The following is an 18,723-nucleotide window of genomic DNA, read 5'->3' as shown; positions in this document are numbered from 1 at the left end:
GGTCTGCAAGGTCCTGCAAACGGCCGATGACCCAGTTGACGCTCTCAGTATCTTGACCCCAAAAAAGTCCCCGGTCGGATGAGGTCACGACCGGGGTGTTCACGGCTTCAAATGAAAAACGCCATCGAAACCACGAATAATCCAGACTTAGGTCGAAGACGACCAAGGTCAAGCGAACATCAAGCCCAAGCTTCGAAAAATACCGGTCTGATCGACCTTTTGGATGCAGGATGCGCATCCGCGGCGCAGTGCACGGAGCGTTAGCCGGCTCGTGCCTCTATCGAACTTCGAGCACATCACCGGTCAGACGGTCAATCACCACACGCATATCATTGTCACGGCGATCGATGCCGCGCACAACAAACACGCCCCGGCGTCGTGCAATCGTCTCCACCTCATCCATGCCTTCATCGCGCGCAATCCGCGCCGCACGCCGCTCGCTGATCTCACCACGATCGGGCCGGCGCTCACGCATCATACGGCGCTCGCCATCCGGGTTGACCTGAATGCCGTTCGGACCGATCTCAATACTCTGCGCATAAGCTGGCGCAGCCGATATCAGAACCGATGCGATCACTGCGGCTATCGTCGAATATTTCACCATCACGCCTTTTCCTTCCAGCAGGGTTGACCACCCGCAACAAAACGGTGTCATGGCAGGCGAGTTCCCCACGGCCCGCTCAACTCTGCTAACGCCTTGAATATCTCGTGAGTGGCGGCTCCAAATCCTTGCTGGTGATTGGGCCGAGCGGAAAAAGGCTCAGGCCACGACCTGCAATTCGGTGCAGACCCGGTTGCGCCCCAGTCCCTTGGCCCGGTAAAGCGCCGCGTCAGCGCGCTGAAAAACCACATCAAATTCTCGGTCTGCAAGCGTGAAGAAGGCAATCCCGGCGCTTGTCGTCGTCTGAAAAGGTCCGGCATTGCCATCAAAGGTGAAGGCTGACAAACGCTCGCGGATCGCATCGGCAATTGCCAGTGTATGGAAATTGCTCATATCTCTCATCACCACGAGGAACTCTTCCCCGCCTAGCCGCGCGGTCAGCCCGCTCTCTCCCACCAGGCTGCGCAGAATATTGGCGAATTCCTCCAAAACGCGATCACCTGCTGCATGGCCATGCGTGTCATTGATGGCTTTGAAACCGTCAAGATCAAAGGCAATGGCCGCATCACCAGCCTTCAGTGGCGTGGTTGCAAGCAGACTGAATACCGCCCGTCTGTTCAACAATCCCGTGAGACTATCGATCCGGGCTTCATTGGCATGACGCTTTGCAATGCGCGCCTGAGTAAAGCTCAAGGATAAGGCACCGATGCCGGTAATGCCGATGATGGCCATGATGGCATTGAGATCCTCGGCCCAGTTGCTTGGAATTGTCCGCATGGTCCATTGCTGGTTCGCCACAATAACCAGAGCACACAGAACAAAGGAAAGGGCGGTCAGGAAATAAAGCGTCACCATGCCGAAAACCGGTACCGGCGCCTCTTGATAGACCGACATGAATACGGTTCCGATCCTGATCAGGATGGCGGCGGCAAAAATATTGAAGATAGCAATGCCTATTCCCGCATAACCGATCAGGATTGGTGTGATGATGACGCTGGTCATGATTGCTGTTGCAAGGAGAAGCAGGCTGGAATCGATCCGGGGCTTTGACACCGTATTGGCCCCGACAAGTAACAGCATGAAACCACAGGTCATGATGCTGAAAGCAATCATCGAAGAGGGGGCCAGCGCCAGATCGGAGGAATAATAAAACACAGAGCCGATCCCGAGCACGATCATGCCCAGACAGCCCCACAACAAAAACTGGTCCCATCTGTTCTGATACCAAACGGTCAAAATTGTCAGCGCGACAGCGAGCGAGCAAATGCCGGCGGCGAAGAAAAGAGTGTTCTGATCGAGTTCCAACGGTCGCTCACAGGTGGGGGTGGTTCATCCGCGCCGTTCTAGCCTGAAAACATTAAGGAATCGAGATGAAAGCCGCCAAACGCCGGTCCCTCCGTTCTCAAGCAAGCAAAAAAAGGCTGATCGAAAGCTAGAATGGGTGATCGATGCTCGAAGATACCGCCCGCACTTTACAAGTTGCGGTTCGGCATCAAGGAGGCAGACGATATCAGAACAACCCGCTTGTGCCGCCACCCGCCCTTATCGCGAGCATAGGATGTGAAGCGAGCTGCCACCTGCACGCCTGTTAACCCTGGCGAATTGTTGTCGTCAAAAGGCGATGTTGTGTTTAAAAGGGGCACAGCAAGTGGTGAAGACAGGAAAGATCGAGCAGCAATGAGCCACCAACTCCATGATCCTGGCGGCAAGGTCCGCCTCAAAGTCAAATCCGAGATCAGGAGCGATGCGATTTTCTCCCCCTGTGGCCGTTATCGCCGGCTTCTCAAGCGGGAATGGGATGGCGCGGAAAAACAGGGCTACGTGCTGTGGATCGGCATGAATCCAAGCACAGCCGATTTCAATGTCGATGATCCAACCGTCTTCAAGGAGCAGAAATTCACGCGCCGATGGGGCTACGGACGCTTTGTGAAATGCAATGTCATGGACTATCGCGCGACCAATCCCAAGATGTTGCTTAAAGACGACGTGATACCCTGCACTGCGGAAAATCTGCAAACCATTGTCGAACAGGCTCTGGGCGCTCAGATCGTGGTCATGGCCTATGGATCCCTGCACAAGAAACTGGCGCATCACGGTCAGGCGGTAACGGATGCGCTGCGGGCTGCGGGCGTGAAACTCAAGGCGCTCAAGATCACCAATAACGGTTCCCCCGGACATCCGCTCTATCTCAAGGATACCAGCGAGCTCATCGATTATTAGGACGAGACAGGCCGCGCCCCCGAGGGACATGCGGCAAGAATGGAAAGACACAAAGGTGACGAACAAGCTTCTTCGCAACCAGCCGCAATTTGCAACACGCGCGGTGCATGTCGGTCAGGGGCCCGACCCCTTGACAGGCGCGGTGATCCCGCCGGTTTATCACGCCACAACCTATGTTCAGGATGGTATCGGATCCAGCAAAGGCTTTGACTATAGCCGCAGTGGCAACCCCACACGCAACGCGCTTGAAACCTGCCTGGCCGATCTCGAGGGCGCAGAACGCGCCTTTGCATTTCCCAGTGGGCTGTCTGCCGCTGCAACCTTGCTGGAAACGCTGCCCGCAGCCTCGTCGATCGTCGCGCACAACGATCTTTATGGCGGTGTCTATCGTCTGCTTGCCGATGTGCGACCGCTTACGGCAGGCCATGAAGTCCATTTTGTCGATTTTTCGGACGAGACCGCGCTTGTCAAAGCCGTGCAGGATCACAAGCCTGCCCTGTTGTGGTTCGAAACACCCTCCAATCCGACCCTGCGGATTGTTGACCTGTCAATGGTGGCACAATTGGGCAGAAAAGCCGGTGCCGTCACCGTCTGCGACAGCACATTTTCTTCCCCCGCAGGACAGCGTCCCATCGAACACGGGATCGATGTTGTTGTCCATTCGGCAACCAAGATGCTCAACGGACATTCCGATCTGCTGGGCGGTGTGGTGGCCGTGTCTGCGCAGGCCCCCGCTCAATTGGGTGAACGTCTGCAATATCTTCAAAATGCCCTTGGTGCCGTGATGTCGCCTCCCGATTGTGCGCTTCTGCATCGCTCGCTGAAGACGCTGGAAATCCGCTGCATAAGGCAGGCGGACACCGCGCTTACATTGGCGCGGAGCCTGGAACGACGCGGGCAGGAACTGGGATTGCGCAAGGTCATCTATCCGGGACTGGCCAGTCATCCCCAGCATGATCTGGCCCGGCAGCAGATGTTCAATTTTGGCTGTGTGGTCTCCATCGATGTCGAAGGGGATCTGGCAAGGGTCGAGCGTATTTTGACAGCGACCCGCTATTTCCACTTCGCCGTCAGCCTCGGCAGCGTGGAAAGCCTTATCCAGCATCCATTCTCGCTCACCCATGCCGTCGTCCCCGAAGAACAGAAAAATGACCTTGGCATCGGCCCCCAATTGATAAGGATTTCCGTGGGTCTTGAAGACCCGGCAGATCTTGAGGCCGATCTCGTCCATGCACTGATTTCCAGTCAGTAAGCGTGAGCGCATTCCCCCGTTGTCTGTTGAGCAGCGGGGTCGCGCCTTGCGCTATTCGCCCTTGTCGAGGTTCGGCGGCGTGGCCAAAGCGACTTCCGCCTTGATCGCATTGGTAAAATAGCGTCCAAGCCAGGCGCGCGGCATGTTGCGCATGATGAAATTGCGTAAGTGAAAGGCAAAGGCACTTCTTGGAATGAACATTGCCGCCATTTTACGGCTGCGTGCCTGTAACCGCCCGATGATCGGCCGTAATTTCTGTTCGTGTAGAACCAGTGCCTTGTCGAGGTCGGCTTCAGCCAACAAAGCCTTTCCGAGCATTTCTGCGGAGGCAAGTGCCATGCCGGCCCCTTGACCGGAAACCAGTGTCAGACAATGGGCGCTGTCGCCTAACAAGAGCACGCGACCTTGCGACCATTTCGGAAGCTCAACCATGGTAAGGCTGTCAATGAGCAGGTTTGATCCTTGCTGCTGTGCCTGCTCCAGCAGGGACCGCACTTCCGGATGGCTTTGACTGCTGACATTTTTGAGAAGATCATAACGGTCTTCAGTTTTGTCGAACCCCGCGCGCTGATCGCGCCAGACATGCATCGCCGCCAGTCGTCCGCCGTGCAATGAATAATATTCCGCGAGATGGCCGGGTTCTGCATAGGACAGAAAATCGGTCTCAAAACTTCGTGGGGCAGCGACATCATAGACTGCAAAATAATAGCCAAGGGGCTGCAGGCAACCAGGATCGTTGTTGTCGGAGCCGAACAGTTGTTGCCGTGTCGAAGAGCGAAATCCGTCCGCACCGATCAACAGATCGGCCTGGAGAATTGCGCCACTGGCAAGCCGTGCTTCGACGCGATCACCTTTGTCCGTGAAGCTTTCGATGTGATCGTTAAAGCGGATCGATGCCGTGTCAGGAAGCGCATCTGCGAGAGCCCGGACCAGATCATTGCGACGAAGCGCAAGATAGGGAAGGTCGCGTATGAAGTCGCGATAGCGAAGTCGCAACAGCTCCTTGCCCTTCCGGTCCTTATAGATGTTCTCATTGATCGTGTAGGATGCAGCGTTGAGTGCCTTCAGCAATCCCATACGCGCCGCCGTCTGATAGCCCAGCCCTGACAGGCCCAGCATATAGCCGTTGTCACGCAGGCTTTCGGCCCGCTCGATGATGACGGATTGCCAGCCGGCTTTGTCCAGCCACCAGGCGGCAGCAAGACCCGCTACGCCGGCTCCATTGATCACGGCAACTGGCTTGGTCATGCGGCGGTTCCCTTTGTCAGACGGCGCTCAAGGATGATTAGGAGGGGTGGCGTCAGCATTGAAAGCGCAGCCGACATGACAAAGCTTGCTGCGTAGCCGGCTTGATGGGCGAGAAGGCCTCCGCCTGTACCGAACAAGGCGGCGGCAATGGCGCTTGCGCTTTGAAATAGCGTGAAGTCGACCCCCGGCTGTGATGGAGATACAAGGCCCATCAGTCGCGCGTAAATGGCAACAAAGCCCGCGGCCATCACCGCAGTTTCAATCATGAATAGTGTCACCAGCAGCGGCAGATGCCTTATCCCGAGTGCAACGATCAAGGCCACACTGCATAGGGCGATGACATGGGCTGCAGCGATGGAAAAAACGGCTTTGACCGGTCCGCGCCGATGTACGATCCATCCACCAAGCGCCGCGCCGCAAATACCGGCCGTCACACCACCCAATCCATTGAGCATGCCCAGCAGGGAAAGTGGAACGCCAGCATCGACAAGAAACGGGCCGGTCAGAGACTGGGTAAGACGGCCACTCATTTCAAACACCACAGCAAGAACCAGGCCGGTTCGAATATCGACGCGCTGAAACGCATCAACCAGGCTGGGCATGCTCGCCATTGCAATCGGCGCAACAGGAGCCTCCCGTGTCAAAAGCATCGGCAGACTCATCAGAATCACCAGACAGGCGAGCAGGATGCAAGCAGCGAGCCAACCATGAAGCGCCACAGTCGTTACAAACAGACCACTGCCGAAAATCAGGCCGAGGTAACCACCGCCAACCTGCGCAACATTGCCTGGCCCGCGGCTGTCTTGCGCCAGTTGCTCGATGATAAAGGCATCGCAGGCAATATCGATGGTCGCCGAAGCGACCGCCAGGAGCAGGAGCAAGGCAATGATCATTGTGAAGCTTGCGGCGCCCGTAAAGCCGAGCGCAACGAGCAGAGCTGCGGTTATCACTTCGCCACAAACCATTATCCCGCGCGATCGGCGTCTGCCATTGGGCAGGATACGCAGGCGTTCGAGCGTTGGAGCCCAGAGAAACTTCAAGGCCCAGACAAGCATGACCAGCGAGACGAGGCTTATCTTGTCGAGCGCCACATTGTCAGCGCGCAAGACTGCTGGAATCCCCATGAAAGTGAGGCCTCCGACAAGGCTCTGCGCGGTGTAGATACCGCCTGCCGCAACAAGAATGCGCAGCAGACTGGAAGCTTTGGCATCCGGCATGAGCTTAGAAATCCTTGCGCAAGGTCAGGCCAAAGCTGCGACCTTTGCCCAGGGTTCCGAGCTCATAGGGGCCGTTTACGTAACCCGAGGTCTTATAGCTCTTGTCGGCAATGTTCTGCACATAAAGCTGTGCCTTGAAGCCTGTTGCATTGGCAAAATCAAGGCTTGCATCAACGGTGGCAAAGCCATCCTGACCGGTGGCATTGGCTTCGTCGAAATAGACTTTGGAGTTATAATTGACCCCACCATTTGCCGTTAAGGTGCCATTGAGGATATCTTCGCTTAGCACGTAGGCAATATTCACATGAGCAGTGACGTCGGGTGCATAAGGAACATGATTTCCATCATAGCTTACGCCGGTATAAGGGTCGGTAAAATCGGTAAATTCAGAGCGTCCGAAAGCGGCATTCCCGGTCAGCGTCAGGCGATTTGTTGCACGCCATGTCCCTTCCAGCTCAAGGCCGGTGCTGCTCGCTTCACCGGCATTGCGGATGAATTGCTGACCGATCATGCCAACATAGATCTGTTTGTCGGTGGAGCGGATATAATAGACTGACGCCGATATATCGACCGCGCCACCCAAAAGCGTAGACTTTACCCCAGTCTCGAAATTCCATGCGGATTCAGCATCATAAGGCGCTGCATCGACAATCGAGGAAATGCTGTGATTGAAGCCGCCGGGCTTATAGCCACGCGAAATCACGCCAAACAGCCGGGTATCGGCTGCAAGTTCATAGCCAATGGCGATTTTCGGCTGAAGACTGGTGAAATGGGCCTTGTTGTCGAAATCGAAGCCATAGCCGGTTGCATATGTGTCTTCGCGATAGGCATCAATATGCGAGCGATCATATGTGGCGCGCAGGCCACCCGTCAGATCGAACCTGTCATTCACATGCCATGTGACTTCGCCGAATGCTGCGAGGCTATCATTGATGACATTGTTGCGAGCGTCGCCATAATAGCCAGAATAGCCGTTCTTGGTGCCGGTGAAATCGTCATGGCTGTACCAAAGCCCTGCCACCCCACTCAATATGTCACTTTCATAGGCCAGTCTGAGTTCCTGCGTGAACAGCTTGTCGTTCTGAGGCCAGAAATAACGCGAACCGGCGCCGGATGAAAAATTGCGCATGACATCGCTTTCCTGATAGGCGGAAATGCTTGAAAGCGTGACGTCCCCGACGCGATAATTCAACTGACCGGATATATTGGTGACCTTGCGCTTGAGAAGCGGCAGTTCGCCGTAGAGACCGCTATCATAAATGCGGTCATCCACATCTCGCTGGAAGGCATAGACCTCTTCGTGCGAACGCAGCCATTCGCGTGAATAGGTGATCGATGCGTCAAAATCACCGCCAGTGGGCGCGTAGCGCAATGTCGCGCGGCCAAATCCATTGTCGGATGTGTTGATATTGTTGTCGCCTGTGGTGCGATCATCCATATCGCCGGAGAAATGCGCAAATGTTCCGGCATAGTCGAGAAACAGCGTGTCGGGCGTTATGACAGCAGTTCCGCCAATCTGAATTGACGGCTCCTCGACAGAAAGCGTCGACTGGACGAAGAAAAGGTTCTCCTTGTTCTTCTTGGTGACAATATTGATAACGCCCGCATAGGCATTGGCACCGTAAAGCGTGCCCTGCGGGCCGCGCAACAGTTCCACGCGATCCACATCCACCAGCATCTGCGAAAATGTTGAAGGGGTCTGCGGTGCACCATCGACATAGATTTGTACACTTGGATTGAAATAGTCCGGCGAAGACAGGCCACGAATGGTGACATTGGAATAGATGCGATTGCCTCGATTGCCGATGCTCAATCCAGGAAAGACCTTCTGGAGATCGTCGACTGTCCGCACGCCGCGCTGTTCAAGTTGTTCTCCGCTTATCACAGAAACAGAGCCGTCAATCCTGTTCAATGCCTGCTGGCGTTTGGATGCGGTGACCGTGATTGTCTCCAGAACAATTCCCTGGCTCTCCTGTGCGAAAGCAGCCGTGCAGCTCACCGCCGAGCAACAGACCGAACTTGCCCAAATTATCGTTCTCACGTTACGCATATTGATCCACCGGAGCCGCCAGATTAAAACTTGAGGCCTCTATTCCACTTTATCGAGATATCGGCTAACGTTTTTTGAACACCGATTGACGCAAACGGGACTAATTGCCCGAAAGCCGAGCGAGAGATGACATTTTCAGATCCTTCCCTCCAGCAAACCGCTGATCATTGGCGCGACGCGGTCGATGATAAGATCGATCAGCTCGGCTGGCGCGCCTTCACCCGCGTCGAGCAACCCGATAGTGACGTCACGATTTTCATGATTGACGTGACGCCGGCTGAAGACACGGTGTTTCACCCGGAAGGTCCGGCCACCTTCTCGCTTTCGGTTTTCCTGGATGGCGACGGCACATTGTCTGTCGATGGTGCAGTCCCTTTCGCCTTGAAGCCAGGAGCCGCCGTGCTGTTTGCCTGTAACCGACAGACACGGGGTGAAAATTGCGTGCGGGCAGGGCGAAGACTGCGGGTCGTCGACATCCGTTTCGAAGCCGCTTTGCTCAAAAAACTGGGGGGTGTGTCTCTCGCAAGACTGGGTGGGCCGGTGATGACGCAGAACAGCTTGCCAGAACAGGATGTGTTTCTGGTCGGATTCAAGGCGCCACCCGAACTGATTGCAGCGGCAACAAGCCTGCTGCAATGTCGATATGAACAGGGCATGGCCCGACAGCTGCATCTTTACAGCAAGGCAGTTGAAGCCCTCAGTATCGGCCTTGATGTGGTTGCACGGGGCAAGACCGGCAAGCCTGTCAGAAATTTGAACCCTGATGAAATGCGCAAGCTTGATGCTGCCGTCGCCATTATCGAAGCCCAATACAGCACGGATTGGACGATCCCGCGCCTGGCGCGCGAGGTCGGACTGAACGAAAGACGGCTCAAGGAAGCCTTTCGCATGGAGATTGGCCGCTCCATCCACAGCTGTCTTCGTACGGCGCGTCTGAATGCTGCCGCAGCCTTGCTTTCAAGCGGTATGAGCGTCACCGAGGCGGCCTACACGGTGGGTTTTGACAATCTCAGTCATTTCAGCAAGGCTTTCCGTCAGGAAAAAGGCATGCTGCCAAGTCGATATCGAGGCTGATAATCAAAGCGCTGTTCGTGGCTGGGATTGATTACGGGCAGATCGCAGCGCACAATGCCTGGCGAAGGGGATTGTGGTCGCATCAGCAATTCTGGGGATGTGGCAACACGTCAATCGATCTATTGAGGGTCCGATCTGCCCCTGATCGCGACCGCGCGTGTCGAAAAGCCGATCTCCTGTCTCGTTGCAAAGGGCCTGTCAATGATCGCAGATGCTATCCGTTTCATTTTGTCCAATCTGCCCTCGATCCTCACGCTGATTGCTTTTTGTGTGGTGCTGGCAATCCACAAGCGTGATCACACTGGGACCCGCCAGCTCAGCTGGCTGCTTCTGCTTGCCGTCGGGATCGATGGGGTTTGGGCCGGTATATTTCACGTTTTTTTTTCAGCAATCGCCTCGGCCCAGATTGGCTGGTCACCAAGCCCTTTCGAAACGGAAATAGGGATTGCTGATCTTGCGATGGGTGTTGTCGCGATAACGGCATTCTGGTGCAGTCGCGGGTTCAAATGTGCAATCGCGCTCTACGCCATTCTCTTTTACATTGGTACAGCCATGGGCCATATCAGCCAAGCGTTGACCGCCGGCGATTTCGCACCGGATAATATCGGTCCTTTGCTGATTGCAACTCTGCTCAGGACGCTGCTTCTTATTTACCTTCTTAACAAGATCCGCCGGACCGGGTGATCGCGGTTGCGCGCTTGCATCATGACGGCATACTGGCTTGCAAGACCGGTGCTGAACAATGCAATATTGCTCGACAAGCCCCAGTACCGCAGCGCCGAGGCTGCCGCTCTCGTCAATCGCCTTATGCGGCACGCCAAACGCTGGGAGTCGTGTCGGAAGGAGCTCGCTTGATGGCAGATAGCAGTAAACCACCAGTTCTGATCGTCGGTGCCGGCCCGGTCGGGCTCACTCTCGCTTTGGAACTGACCCGGCTGAATATCGCCGTCCGCATCATCGACAAGGCAGTTGCGCCAACACAGCAGTCAAAAGCGCTGGTGATCTGGAGCAGGACGCTTGAATTGCTGGGAGCGCGCGCGTCCGCCTTCGTTGATGCTGGCCTTGTGGTGACAAAGATCTCGATCTGCAATCAACAAAATCTTCTCGGCCGACTTGATGTCAGCGCGGTTCCTTCGGCCTATCCATTTGCGCTGATGATCCCGCAATCTGAGACCGAGCGCCTTCTTGAGGATATGCTCAACAAACAGGGTGTCCGGGTTGAACGCGGCGTTGAAGCGGTGGCAGCATTACAGCAGGATGCAGGCGTCCAGCTCGACACAATCAACGCAACGGGCCTACACGAAACGCTACACGGCCAATGGCTGATTGGGTGTGACGGCGCGCATTCGCTGCTGCGCAAATCAACCGGTGGAGAGTTTGCCGGTGAGACGCTCGATAGTCACTGGGTACTGGGCGATGTCCATATCGCTGATGCTTCACTTGCGCCCGAGGTATCGGTGCATTGGCATCGAACCGGCATATTGGTTGTGTTCCCGATTTCCCGGCAACGCTATCGCGTCATCGCCAATATTGACAGCAATGAGAGCGGCGAAGCTGTGCCGCCGTCGCTTGCCGATCTGCAGCGGTTGATCGATGAGAGAACCGCCCTGGCCTGCACGCTGCGTGATCCAGTCTGGCTTGCGGGATTCCGGATCAATGATCGCAAACTGCGCTCTTACCGATACGGACGAATTTTTCTGGCAGGCGATGCTGCCCATATCCACAGCCCTGCCGGGGGCCAGGGGATGAACACCGGTATGCAGGATGCGTTCAATCTGGCCTGGAAACTGGCGCTCGTCATCAAGGGAATATGCAGAGAGGATCTGCTCGACAGCTATTCGGCTGAGCGCAGCCTTGTCGGCGACGATGTGCTTAAATCTTCGGGACGATTGACCAAAATCGCCATCTTGAAAAACCCGGTCCTGCAGATGTTGCGCAACTTTGCCGCCCATCACATCCTGGGAGCAGCTCCTGTCCAACATCTGATCGGCAGCGCGGTTACCGAACTGTCGATCCATTACCCGCAGAGCCCACTGAACGGGCCGGCTGCTGCCTGGGGGCCGCAGCCGGGGGAGCGTTTCATCAAACCGGGCACGCGGCAGGCAGCGCAACCCTCGATGGACGGTCGCTTTATGCTTTTCGGCGGCAAATTCCAGATGGCAGCGGAGACCCTATCGCGGTTTGCCAATCTGGTTGAGCCGCAGATTCACGAAAGTGATAGTTCTGACATTTGCTATCTGGTCAGACCCGACGGCTACATCGCCTGTGCCTCACAGGATATGCGGGTGATTTTAAAATATCTTAGCGACCTGGCGCCATAGCTTAATCCCCAGACGCGTGCCTGCCAGGCTGCACGATTGACATCGCGCAAAAATCACGCCCCAATGGCAGCTCATCCTCGCCCACCATTTCTATCTTCGGGCGCTGTCTTTCCTCGGGCAACAGGCCGCCGAAAAATGGTCGGCATTCTTGACGGGAAAGCCGTTCCGGACGCTTTGGGAAGGAGGCAGACAGCGGAAGCGCCTTTTCGTCATCAAACCAAGCTCCGGCGTAGGCAAAGCCGATATCACCGTGCCTATCCTGGGTGAATAGCCCGACGATGCGACCATCCCACCAGACATTGAGAACCCTTACCGTCATTTCCTCCGTTCCCCAGGAGCAAAAATATGGATCGAACAACCGAGCGTTTGTAGAACCTGCAAAACCTTTGCGATCTGTGGTGTTGGCTTGCCTGGGCGGGCTGAAGCCGTCGCTCGTTCTTCCTAGGTTGCTGCACTTACGATTTGCAACCGCAACAATCTGTCATTTCGCTTTCTCTCAAATAGCCTTACCTTTGGCTTGCACCCTGTTCGCAGGAAGCTCCCCGTATCGCGCGCCCAAGCCCCCCGCCCACACCCGCGATACGGGACGATCGATTTTCTCTTCCAAACGACTTCGGCACCCGGACTATTGTTATGATCACACTAAAATAGTGGGATTATGTACTTCGGGATACTTGTTGCTCTACTGAGTAATTGCTGATAGAAGACCGGCCTCTGGGAGGAAAAGACCGCCTGGGCGCGTTTGCCGCTGCCGGGCGGTTTTGCATTCCCAGATCCTGCGCATAACAGCCATGCATTTTTGCATGTTGTGAGACCCCGCCAAAATGCGTAGTTAGAACATGTTCAGTCTCACTCCTCCTCCCAGGGACTGAACATGAAGCGCGGCACTCCTCCTCCCAAAGCCGCGTTTTCCAGATCAGCCCGCTTCGCACTCCTCCTCCCAGCGAAGCGGGCTTTCTTGTCTCTGGAGCTCAGCGCCGGCCGCGCTTGCCTGCCACTTGGATGGTCGTTTTGACAGAATAATTCGGCGCGCGCGTCGCCACCGCGCCATCAATGATCATCCCATGACGAGGTGAAGTTCCGTGTGGAGCCGGCGCTCGAGCGCTGATATTTCCTACACGCTATTGGGCAGTGTTACGGCGAAATCGCGTTTCCAGCGCCACGAAACCCGCATTGATCAGGATGGCAAGGCCCGCGACAATGAAACCGCCCTGCAAAACGAAGGCGGTGTTGCCAGTCAAGAGACCCGCCACAATCACTTCGCCCAACGTGCTCGCAGCCACCGTCGAGCCGATTGTGGCAGTCGACAGAGAGATGATCGCCGCCAGACGCACACCCGACAAGATCACCGGAAGGGCCAGCGGCAATTCAACATTGATCAGCAATTGCCGGTCTGTCATCCCCATTCCTCGTCCAGCGTCCACCACTGCGGGTTCCAGCTCAGTCAGACCGGTCAGCGTATTCTCGAAGATCGGCAGCAGGCCATAAAGCAGCAGCGCAATGAAAGCTGGAACCGAGCCGAAACCAAAGATAGGAACCGCGATCGCCAGAACCGCCACTGGCGGGAAGGTCTGGCCGATATTGGCGATGGCGCGCGAAAGTGGCAGAAATTCCCGCCCACCCGGCCGCGTAGTCAGAATGCCAAGCGTTACCGCAATGATGGTCGCAACCATTGTCGCAAGCCCCACCAGAACCAGATGATTGATTGTGAGCGCCAGCAGCGAATTCTGCGTATAGATGGCGGGCGCATCGTTTCGTGTGAAGGGCGCCAGCGCGCCTGCAAACCATTCCGGCTTCATGACGAAGCAAACGAGAACGATCAGCAGTACAGTTTTCAAAATCCCACCCGGTTTCATGCAATGCTCCGGGCATGGTCTTCAATCGCCACTCGGGTCACACGGCCGATAATTGCGCCGTCGCGGCGCACGGGCAAGGCGGTGCGGCCTGACCAAAGGCTTGCCCCCAGCGCCTCGCGCAAAGACATATCACTTGCGATTGGATCGCCATTTGCATCACCAGGCTCGACAAGACCATCGACGGTGACAAGCGATAGCAGGCGGAACACCCGGTCACTGCCCCCGCCCAGCAGGTCATGCACAAATTGGGTTGCGGGGCGCGCGATAATCTCTTGCGGTGTCGCATATTGCAAAAGGCGGCCCTTATCCATCACCGCAATTCGTGTCCCAAGACGGATCGCCTCCTCCATGTCGTGGGTGACGAGCACAATCGTCGTCCGATAATGTTTCTGGATCGCCAGGAGATCTTCCTGGGCCTTGTCACGGATAATCGGGTCCAACGCCCCAAAGGGTTCGTCCATCAGCAATATCGCCGGATTGGAGGCCAAAGCCCGCGCCACCCCGATCCGCTGTTGCTGGCCGCCGGAAAGCTCATGAGGCATCCGATCGCGATAGACCGCCGGATCGAGATGAAACAGGGAAAGCAACTCGTCGACCCGGGCGGCAATCCGGGCGCGGTCCCAGCCAAGCAGGCGCGGCACAGTGGCGATATTCTCGGCAATGCTGCGATGTGGGAACAGGCCATGGCCTTGAATGGCATAACCGATGCCGCGACGCAGAATATGCGCACTCACCTCCCGATTGTCCTTGCCGTCAATCTTGATCACGCCAGCGCTGGGTTCCACCAGTCGATTGATCATGCGCATCAATGTGGTCTTGCCAGAGCCGGAGGTGCCGACAATCACCACAATCTCTCCTGCATTGACGGTCAAGGAGACGTCATCGACCGCCTTTTGTGCGCCATAAAGACGGGTGAGGTTGGCAATCTCAATCATGGGCTCTGTTCCTTATGCTGCGGCGCCCGGCTGATTTCAACAAGCGCGTCAAGCAGGATAGCGGCGATGAACGCCATGGCGACAGTCGGCAAGGCGCCGAGCAACACAAGGTCGGTTGCCGTCTGGGCGATGCCTTGAAAGACGAACATTCCAAGGCCACCGCCGCCCACCAGTCCGGCAATGACGGCAAGGCCGATATTTTGCACCAGCACCACGCGGATCCCGGTCAATATGACCGGAAAGGCCAGGGGCAGTTCAATCGACAGTAGACGTTGCCGGCGGGTCATTCCGACACCGCGCGCCGCGTCCACCACCAAAGGCGACACGTTATCCAGTCCGGTTACCGTTGCCGAAACGATTGGCAGCAGCGCGTAGGCAACCAGAGCAATAAAAGCAGGGGCGGGACCAATGCCTGCAATACCCAGTGCGGCAGCGCCAGGCATATGGATACCTACCCAGGCCAAAGGGGCAATCAGCACGCCGAACAAGGCCATCGAGGGAATGGTCTGGATGACGTTAAAAAACGAGATGACGGCGTCGCGCAACCGTTTGAAGCGATGGATGAGGATGCCAATCGGCGTCGCAATGAGAAAGGCTGCGATCAGCGATCCAATTGCCAGTAGCGCGTGGGTCCGAAGCGCACTGGCAAAGGCATCCCGTCGTGAGGCATATTCCTTGAGGATGGAAACATCCCGCCACACACCACTATAAAGGAACAGCCCCAGCAGTGCCACGAAGATAAACAATGCCGCCAACCGCGACAACGGCGCCAGTCGCATGCGGACCAGAGTGTCACCAATCGCCAGGGCCAGCGCAAAGGTGATCAGCCACACGGTTCCGCCGGGAGAAACACGCGCATAATTATTGCCAGCAGGTGTCAGATAGTCCGCACTCAGCCCGATCGCTATCGCGACAGCGATCAGGGTTGCAATCAGAGCAGAAAGCCGCAGCCTGAGCGGTGAGCGCACCACCAGCAACGCCACTGTGATCAGAATCAAACCCATCAGAAAAACCGCCTGCGTGAATGGCAGAGCGTCAACAAGCTGCACCGGCGCCGTTGCCGCAACCCGATTGGGTCGCAGAAGAGCAAAGGGCTGGACTATCAGCGAGAGAATAAGGATGAGGGCTATCACCACCCCCAGTCGATCGATGCTGAAACGTAATGCGGCTGCAGTGTTTCGACCTGCGGTTATCTGCATGGTGGATCCTGTTCATCCATTAAAGCCATCCGCAGCGCCAACACCTGACGTTCTTCCCGCAGGCGTTGGCTACCGTCGCAGGATCCTGTCGGATCCTGATCCTAAAAGGCCGGGACTACTTGATGAAGCCGTTCTTGGTGAGATAATCACGGGCGACATCACTCGCCGGCTCACCGCCAACCTGAACACGCCCATTGAGTTCCTGCAGGCTTTCCAGCGTGAAGGATTCAAAAACCGGCTTGAGAATATCAGCAATCTGTGGATGCTCTTTCAAGACGGCCTCCCGAATGATCGGTGTGGGCAGATAGACCGGCTGCACACCCTTGTCGTCCTCAAGGACGATCAGATCAGCAGGCGCAATGCCGCCATCCGTGCCATAGACCATCGCCGCATTCGCGCCCGATGTCTGTTGCGCCGCAGCGGCAATCGTTGCGGCCGTATCGCCGCCCGACAGCGTAATCAGCTGATCCGGTTTGAGGGTGAATTGATAGGCGGTTTGAAACGCCGGCAGCGCGGTGGCGGAGCTGACGAATTCCGAAGAGGCCGCAAGCTTCACGCTGCCGCCATCACTGACATATTTGCCAAAATCGCTCAGCGTCTTCAGCTTGTTCGGCTCAGCGACATCGCGGCGCAACGCGATTGCCCAGGTATTGTTTGCATTGGCCGGTGTCAGCCAGACAATCTTGTTGGCGTCATAGTCGAGTTTCTTTGCCTCTTCATAGCCTGCCTGGGGTTTGTTCCACACATCCAGATCGCCCTTGTTGAAGAAGAAGGCAGCGTTTCCGGTATATTCAGGATAGATGTCAATCTGCCCCTGAGTAATCGCCTCACGCACGATCGGTGTTGCGCCGAGCTGGATCTTGTCGATCACCGCAATATCATTGGCCTTGAGCACCTGCGAAATGATGTTTCCCAGAACACCGCCCTCAGTATCGATTTTCGACCCAACCACCACATCAGCCGCAAAGCCTGACGTTGCCGAAAAGACCATGCCGGCCAGCATGCCGGCCAAAATCACCGATGTTCTCATCCTATGTTCTCCCTCACAGTCATTGGCTGTTTACGTTTCAGGCTATTTAAAAACACCGGGCCGGGATATATCCCAGATTCCGAACAGAGGATGTCTCGGCAAATGCAACCCATCCCCACCGCGTTTATAGGCCTCTCAGCCAATGTATCGCGAGAAACAAATTTCTACGCGCTATCTTCAGTGAGCAGCGAGACCATCTCATTTAACATCTTTGGTGCAAAAGTGTTCCGTCGCCAGACAAAGGAAAGTATCTGGCGATGCTCGGCGCCCAGAGGATATTGGGTGATGGGGAAGGGAAGACGCGCCACGACGGGTTCCGGCAGGATCGAAAGATAACCATGGCGGGTCACAAGATTGATGATGACTGGAATTGAATCCATCTCCATCAGTCGAAGCTTTGCTTGCGTTAGCGGACCGAGTACGCCTTCAAGATAGTGCATCGCGTGCTGCATTATCCCGCTCTTCACGCTGGGAAGCGCCAGCAGATGCCTTAGCAGGAACTTTGCCATATCGCCCTTCAGCTCTGCCATGATGCGGTGATCGCCGATCAAGGCAAGCGGGGCATCGGAAACCACTCGCCCGTCAAATTCTTTTGAAAAGTCGCCATGATCAATGAGGATAGCGTCATAGCGCCGGCTTTTGAGACCGGAAACCAACTCCTCCGCCGTGTTGGCCCCTCTCGCCGGTCGCTGTGCAACGCACGCCGGTTCGGGTTCGCAACAGCAGCGCGCAATCGAGACTGCGTTCAAGTTCTGAAAGCTGACGCGTCAGTTGCGGCTGTCCCACGCCCAGCTCTTTTGCGGCAGCACGTATGCTTCCGGTCTTGGCGGCGACCAAAAACCGGATAAGCGCGGAAAAGCGAATGGTCGGTCGAAGGACTGTGCTGCCGCCAACGGCAAACAAAGAGCGACAGAGATACGCCGCCTCATCAAAAAGCTTCACACGCTTTTGTGCTTCGAGGGTCAGACTGAGAACGGCGCCCTCGCGCCGCAAAAGCGGAATGACCAGTGCGCTTTCCATCCGCTCCAGCGCAGCGCTGACGGTGGAAGCGGCGCGCCCCTCCAGGCGCGCCGTTTCTCGAATGGAACAGGTCGATAACAACGAATGAATGGTCAGAATCGTCGCACTATCCAAAACAGTCCCCCCGAATTGTGTCGCAGTCGCGCAATTCCTGCTCTGCCCGCAAAAGGTTAGCATCTTTCTCTGCGCGAAAGGACGGGATTTTACACGGCTTTCCGCAGCCGGCACCCGCTTTTAGCTCAGCGCCCTGTCCAGCAATACAATGCCCAAATGTCTGCAAAGCCGATCGCAGGGCTCCCACACAAAATCCATGTCAGCATCGATATGCGCGTTTTCAGCGATTCAAACCCCTCAGATGCTCTCAGCATGCCGGACGATCCGCGCGATTGCCACCGGATCTTCGATGCCACTGTCATAAATGCCATAGATGATTTTTGCCAGCCTATGCTGCTCTGCAAGGGTCAGGTTTGTTCTTCCCAATTCAATGCAGGTCTCACGAAAGGCGTGTTGCAATGACCTGAGTTGATCAGGATTGTAGGTTCCAAGGAAAGTGTCGGAACGAAAGGGCATCAGATTCTCTCTTACGATGTATCGCGGTTCGATGATCATGGATCGCTGCGAGAAGAATGACCGGCAGGCGCAGGACACAAACCGGTCGGCAAGCGAACACCTCAATAAAAATTATAGGTTTCGGCGATCT

At 56.1% G+C, this 18,723-nt stretch carries 17 protein-coding genes and 2 pseudogenes; 5 read left to right on the top strand and 14 right to left on the bottom strand.

The features are described 5' to 3' along the window. Nucleotides 1-277 precede the first annotated feature (277 nt). Together CEV34_RS20110 and CEV34_RS20105 are read right to left on the bottom strand one after the other, a co-directional pair. Complete coding sequence (locus tag CEV34_RS20110) at nucleotides 278-604, bottom strand: hypothetical protein (RefSeq protein ID WP_007880671.1); 327 nt, start codon at nucleotides 602-604, stop codon at nucleotides 278-280. A 156-nt stretch (nucleotides 605-760) separates the two neighbouring features. Beyond that, nucleotides 761-1,906, bottom strand: a complete 1,146-nt coding sequence (locus CEV34_RS20105) for a GGDEF domain-containing protein (protein WP_007880670.1) — start codon at nucleotides 1,904-1,906, stop codon at nucleotides 761-763. 372 nt (nucleotides 1,907-2,278) lie between these two features. Between CEV34_RS20105 and CEV34_RS20100 the strand changes: the two genes are divergently transcribed. Further along, nucleotides 2,279-2,821 carry a DUF1643 domain-containing protein gene (locus CEV34_RS20100; RefSeq protein WP_007880669.1) on the top strand — a complete coding sequence of 181 codons (543 nt, stop codon included), beginning with the start codon at nucleotides 2,279-2,281 and terminating at the stop codon, nucleotides 2,819-2,821. Between the two features lie 28 nt (nucleotides 2,822-2,849). Then, nucleotides 2,850-4,073: a trans-sulfuration enzyme family protein gene (locus CEV34_RS20095; protein WP_064322803.1), complete on the top strand. Its 1,224-nt coding sequence runs from the start codon at nucleotides 2,850-2,852 to the stop codon at nucleotides 4,071-4,073. A 51-nt stretch (nucleotides 4,074-4,124) separates the two neighbouring features. On the opposite strand, the gene CEV34_RS20090 is transcribed toward CEV34_RS20095, so the two are convergent. The 3 genes from CEV34_RS20090 to CEV34_RS20080 are packed head-to-tail and all read right to left on the bottom strand — an operon-like array spanning nucleotide 4,125 to nucleotide 8,588. Continuing rightward, complete coding sequence (locus CEV34_RS20090; protein ID WP_007880667.1) at nucleotides 4,125-5,321, bottom strand: FAD-dependent monooxygenase; 1,197 nt, start codon at nucleotides 5,319-5,321, stop codon at nucleotides 4,125-4,127. Beyond that, nucleotides 5,318-6,538 (bottom strand): MFS transporter, encoded by a 1,221-nt coding sequence (locus CEV34_RS20085; RefSeq protein WP_007880666.1) that lies wholly within the window; start codon nucleotides 6,536-6,538, stop codon nucleotides 5,318-5,320. The genes CEV34_RS20090 and CEV34_RS20085 overlap by 4 nt, the downstream gene beginning before the upstream one ends. Before the next feature lie 4 nt (nucleotides 6,539-6,542). Continuing rightward, complete coding sequence (locus CEV34_RS20080) at nucleotides 6,543-8,588, bottom strand: TonB-dependent receptor (protein ID WP_235819131.1); 2,046 nt, start codon at nucleotides 8,586-8,588, stop codon at nucleotides 6,543-6,545. Between the two features lie 126 nt (nucleotides 8,589-8,714). On the opposite strand from CEV34_RS20080, the gene CEV34_RS20075 reads away from it, so the two are divergent. The 3 genes from CEV34_RS20075 to CEV34_RS20065 all read left to right on the top strand — a co-directional run bounded on the left by CEV34_RS20075 (nucleotide 8,715) and on the right by CEV34_RS20065 (nucleotide 11,983). Further along, nucleotides 8,715-9,662 (top strand): helix-turn-helix domain-containing protein, encoded by a 948-nt coding sequence (locus CEV34_RS20075; RefSeq protein ID WP_007880664.1) that lies wholly within the window; start codon nucleotides 8,715-8,717, stop codon nucleotides 9,660-9,662. Nucleotides 9,663-9,863: 201 nt separating this feature from the next. Beyond that, nucleotides 9,864-10,346: a DUF6790 family protein gene (locus CEV34_RS20070; protein WP_094544368.1), complete on the top strand. Its 483-nt coding sequence runs from the start codon at nucleotides 9,864-9,866 to the stop codon at nucleotides 10,344-10,346. Nucleotides 10,347-10,516: 170 nt separating this feature from the next. Next, nucleotides 10,517-11,983, top strand: coding sequence for an FAD-dependent monooxygenase (locus tag CEV34_RS20065; protein WP_007880652.1), 1,467 nt, complete (start codon nucleotides 10,517-10,519; stop codon nucleotides 11,981-11,983). Nucleotides 11,984-12,083: 100 nt separating this feature from the next. Here the strand turns inward: CEV34_RS20065 and CEV34_RS20060 are convergent. The 9 genes and pseudogenes from CEV34_RS20060 to CEV34_RS20020 all read right to left on the bottom strand — a co-directional run. Further along, a pseudogene (locus CEV34_RS20060) lies at nucleotides 12,084-12,302 on the bottom strand (HipA N-terminal domain-containing protein); the annotation flags it as partial. Next, a pseudogene (locus CEV34_RS20055) lies at nucleotides 12,299-12,394 on the bottom strand (transcriptional regulator); the annotation flags it as partial. The pseudogenes CEV34_RS20055 and CEV34_RS20060, both read right to left, overlap by 4 nt. A gap of 710 nt (nucleotides 12,395-13,104) precedes the next feature. Then, a complete protein-coding gene (locus CEV34_RS20050) occupies nucleotides 13,105-13,839 on the bottom strand; it encodes an ABC transporter permease (protein ID WP_007880650.1) in 735 nt (244 codons plus the stop codon). Further along, nucleotides 13,836-14,774: an ABC transporter ATP-binding protein gene (locus tag CEV34_RS20045; RefSeq protein WP_007880649.1), complete on the bottom strand. Its 939-nt coding sequence runs from the start codon at nucleotides 14,772-14,774 to the stop codon at nucleotides 13,836-13,838. The genes CEV34_RS20050 and CEV34_RS20045 overlap by 4 nt, the downstream gene beginning before the upstream one ends. After that, nucleotides 14,771-15,973 carry an ABC transporter permease gene (locus tag CEV34_RS20040; protein ID WP_094544367.1) on the bottom strand — a complete coding sequence of 401 codons (1,203 nt, stop codon included), beginning with the start codon at nucleotides 15,971-15,973 and terminating at the stop codon, nucleotides 14,771-14,773. Before CEV34_RS20040 ends, CEV34_RS20045 begins: the two co-directional genes overlap by 4 nt. Nucleotides 15,974-16,088: 115 nt before the next feature. Continuing rightward, entirely contained in the window at nucleotides 16,089-16,976 is an 888-nt protein-coding gene (gene osmF, locus CEV34_RS20035; protein ID WP_374891536.1) for a glycine betaine ABC transporter substrate-binding protein OsmF, read from the bottom strand. Nucleotides 16,977-17,167: 191 nt separating this feature from the next. After that, entirely contained in the window at nucleotides 17,168-17,659 is a 492-nt protein-coding gene (locus tag CEV34_RS20030) for a LysR substrate-binding domain-containing protein (RefSeq protein ID WP_039861087.1), read from the bottom strand. Then, nucleotides 17,628-18,137 carry a helix-turn-helix domain-containing protein gene (locus CEV34_RS20025; RefSeq protein WP_039861085.1) on the bottom strand — a complete coding sequence of 170 codons (510 nt, stop codon included), beginning with the start codon at nucleotides 18,135-18,137 and terminating at the stop codon, nucleotides 17,628-17,630. Before CEV34_RS20025 ends, CEV34_RS20030 begins: the two co-directional genes overlap by 32 nt. Nucleotides 18,138-18,374: 237 nt before the next feature. After that, entirely contained in the window at nucleotides 18,375-18,632 is a 258-nt protein-coding gene (locus tag CEV34_RS20020) for a hypothetical protein (protein WP_007880645.1), read from the bottom strand. Nucleotides 18,633-18,723: the final 91 nt, after the last annotated feature.

This window comes from Brucella pseudogrignonensis (assembly GCF_002252525.1).
Classification (GTDB): domain Bacteria; phylum Pseudomonadota; class Alphaproteobacteria; order Rhizobiales; family Rhizobiaceae; genus Brucella; species Brucella pseudogrignonensis.
The sequence above is the reverse complement of the archived record's forward strand: the minus strand, read 5'-3'. Positions and strand labels throughout refer to the sequence as shown.

Excerpts from the sequence above, each read along its gene's own strand:
- CEV34_RS20080 (WP_235819131.1), bottom strand. The coding sequence starts at position 8,588 with ATGCGTAACGTGAGAACGATAATTTGGGCAAGTTCGGTCTGTTGCTCG.
- CEV34_RS20075 (WP_007880664.1), top strand. The coding sequence starts at position 8,715 with ATGACATTTTCAGATCCTTCCCTCCAGCAAACCGCTGATCATTGGCGC.
- CEV34_RS20085 (WP_007880666.1), bottom strand. The coding sequence starts at position 6,538 with ATGCCGGATGCCAAAGCTTCCAGTCTGCTGCGCATTCTTGTTGCGGCA.
- CEV34_RS20070 (WP_094544368.1), top strand. The coding sequence starts at position 9,864 with ATGATCGCAGATGCTATCCGTTTCATTTTGTCCAATCTGCCCTCGATC.
- CEV34_RS20020 (WP_007880645.1), bottom strand. The coding sequence starts at position 18,632 with ATGATCATCGAACCGCGATACATCGTAAGAGAGAATCTGATGCCCTTT.
- CEV34_RS20100 (WP_007880669.1), top strand. The coding sequence starts at position 2,279 with ATGAGCCACCAACTCCATGATCCTGGCGGCAAGGTCCGCCTCAAAGTC.
- CEV34_RS20065 (WP_007880652.1), top strand. The coding sequence starts at position 10,517 with ATGGCAGATAGCAGTAAACCACCAGTTCTGATCGTCGGTGCCGGCCCG.
- osmF (WP_374891536.1), bottom strand. The coding sequence starts at position 16,976 with ATGCTGGCCGGCATGGTCTTTTCGGCAACGTCAGGCTTTGCGGCTGAT.
- CEV34_RS20050 (WP_007880650.1), bottom strand. The coding sequence starts at position 13,839 with ATGAAACCGGGTGGGATTTTGAAAACTGTACTGCTGATCGTTCTCGTT.
- CEV34_RS20095 (WP_064322803.1), top strand. The coding sequence starts at position 2,850 with ATGCGGCAAGAATGGAAAGACACAAAGGTGACGAACAAGCTTCTTCGC.
- CEV34_RS20040 (WP_094544367.1), bottom strand. The coding sequence starts at position 15,973 with ATGCAGATAACCGCAGGTCGAAACACTGCAGCCGCATTACGTTTCAGC.
- CEV34_RS20110 (WP_007880671.1), bottom strand. The coding sequence starts at position 604 with ATGGTGAAATATTCGACGATAGCCGCAGTGATCGCATCGGTTCTGATA.
- CEV34_RS20045 (WP_007880649.1), bottom strand. The coding sequence starts at position 14,774 with ATGATTGAGATTGCCAACCTCACCCGTCTTTATGGCGCACAAAAGGCG.
- CEV34_RS20090 (WP_007880667.1), bottom strand. The coding sequence starts at position 5,321 with ATGACCAAGCCAGTTGCCGTGATCAATGGAGCCGGCGTAGCGGGTCTT.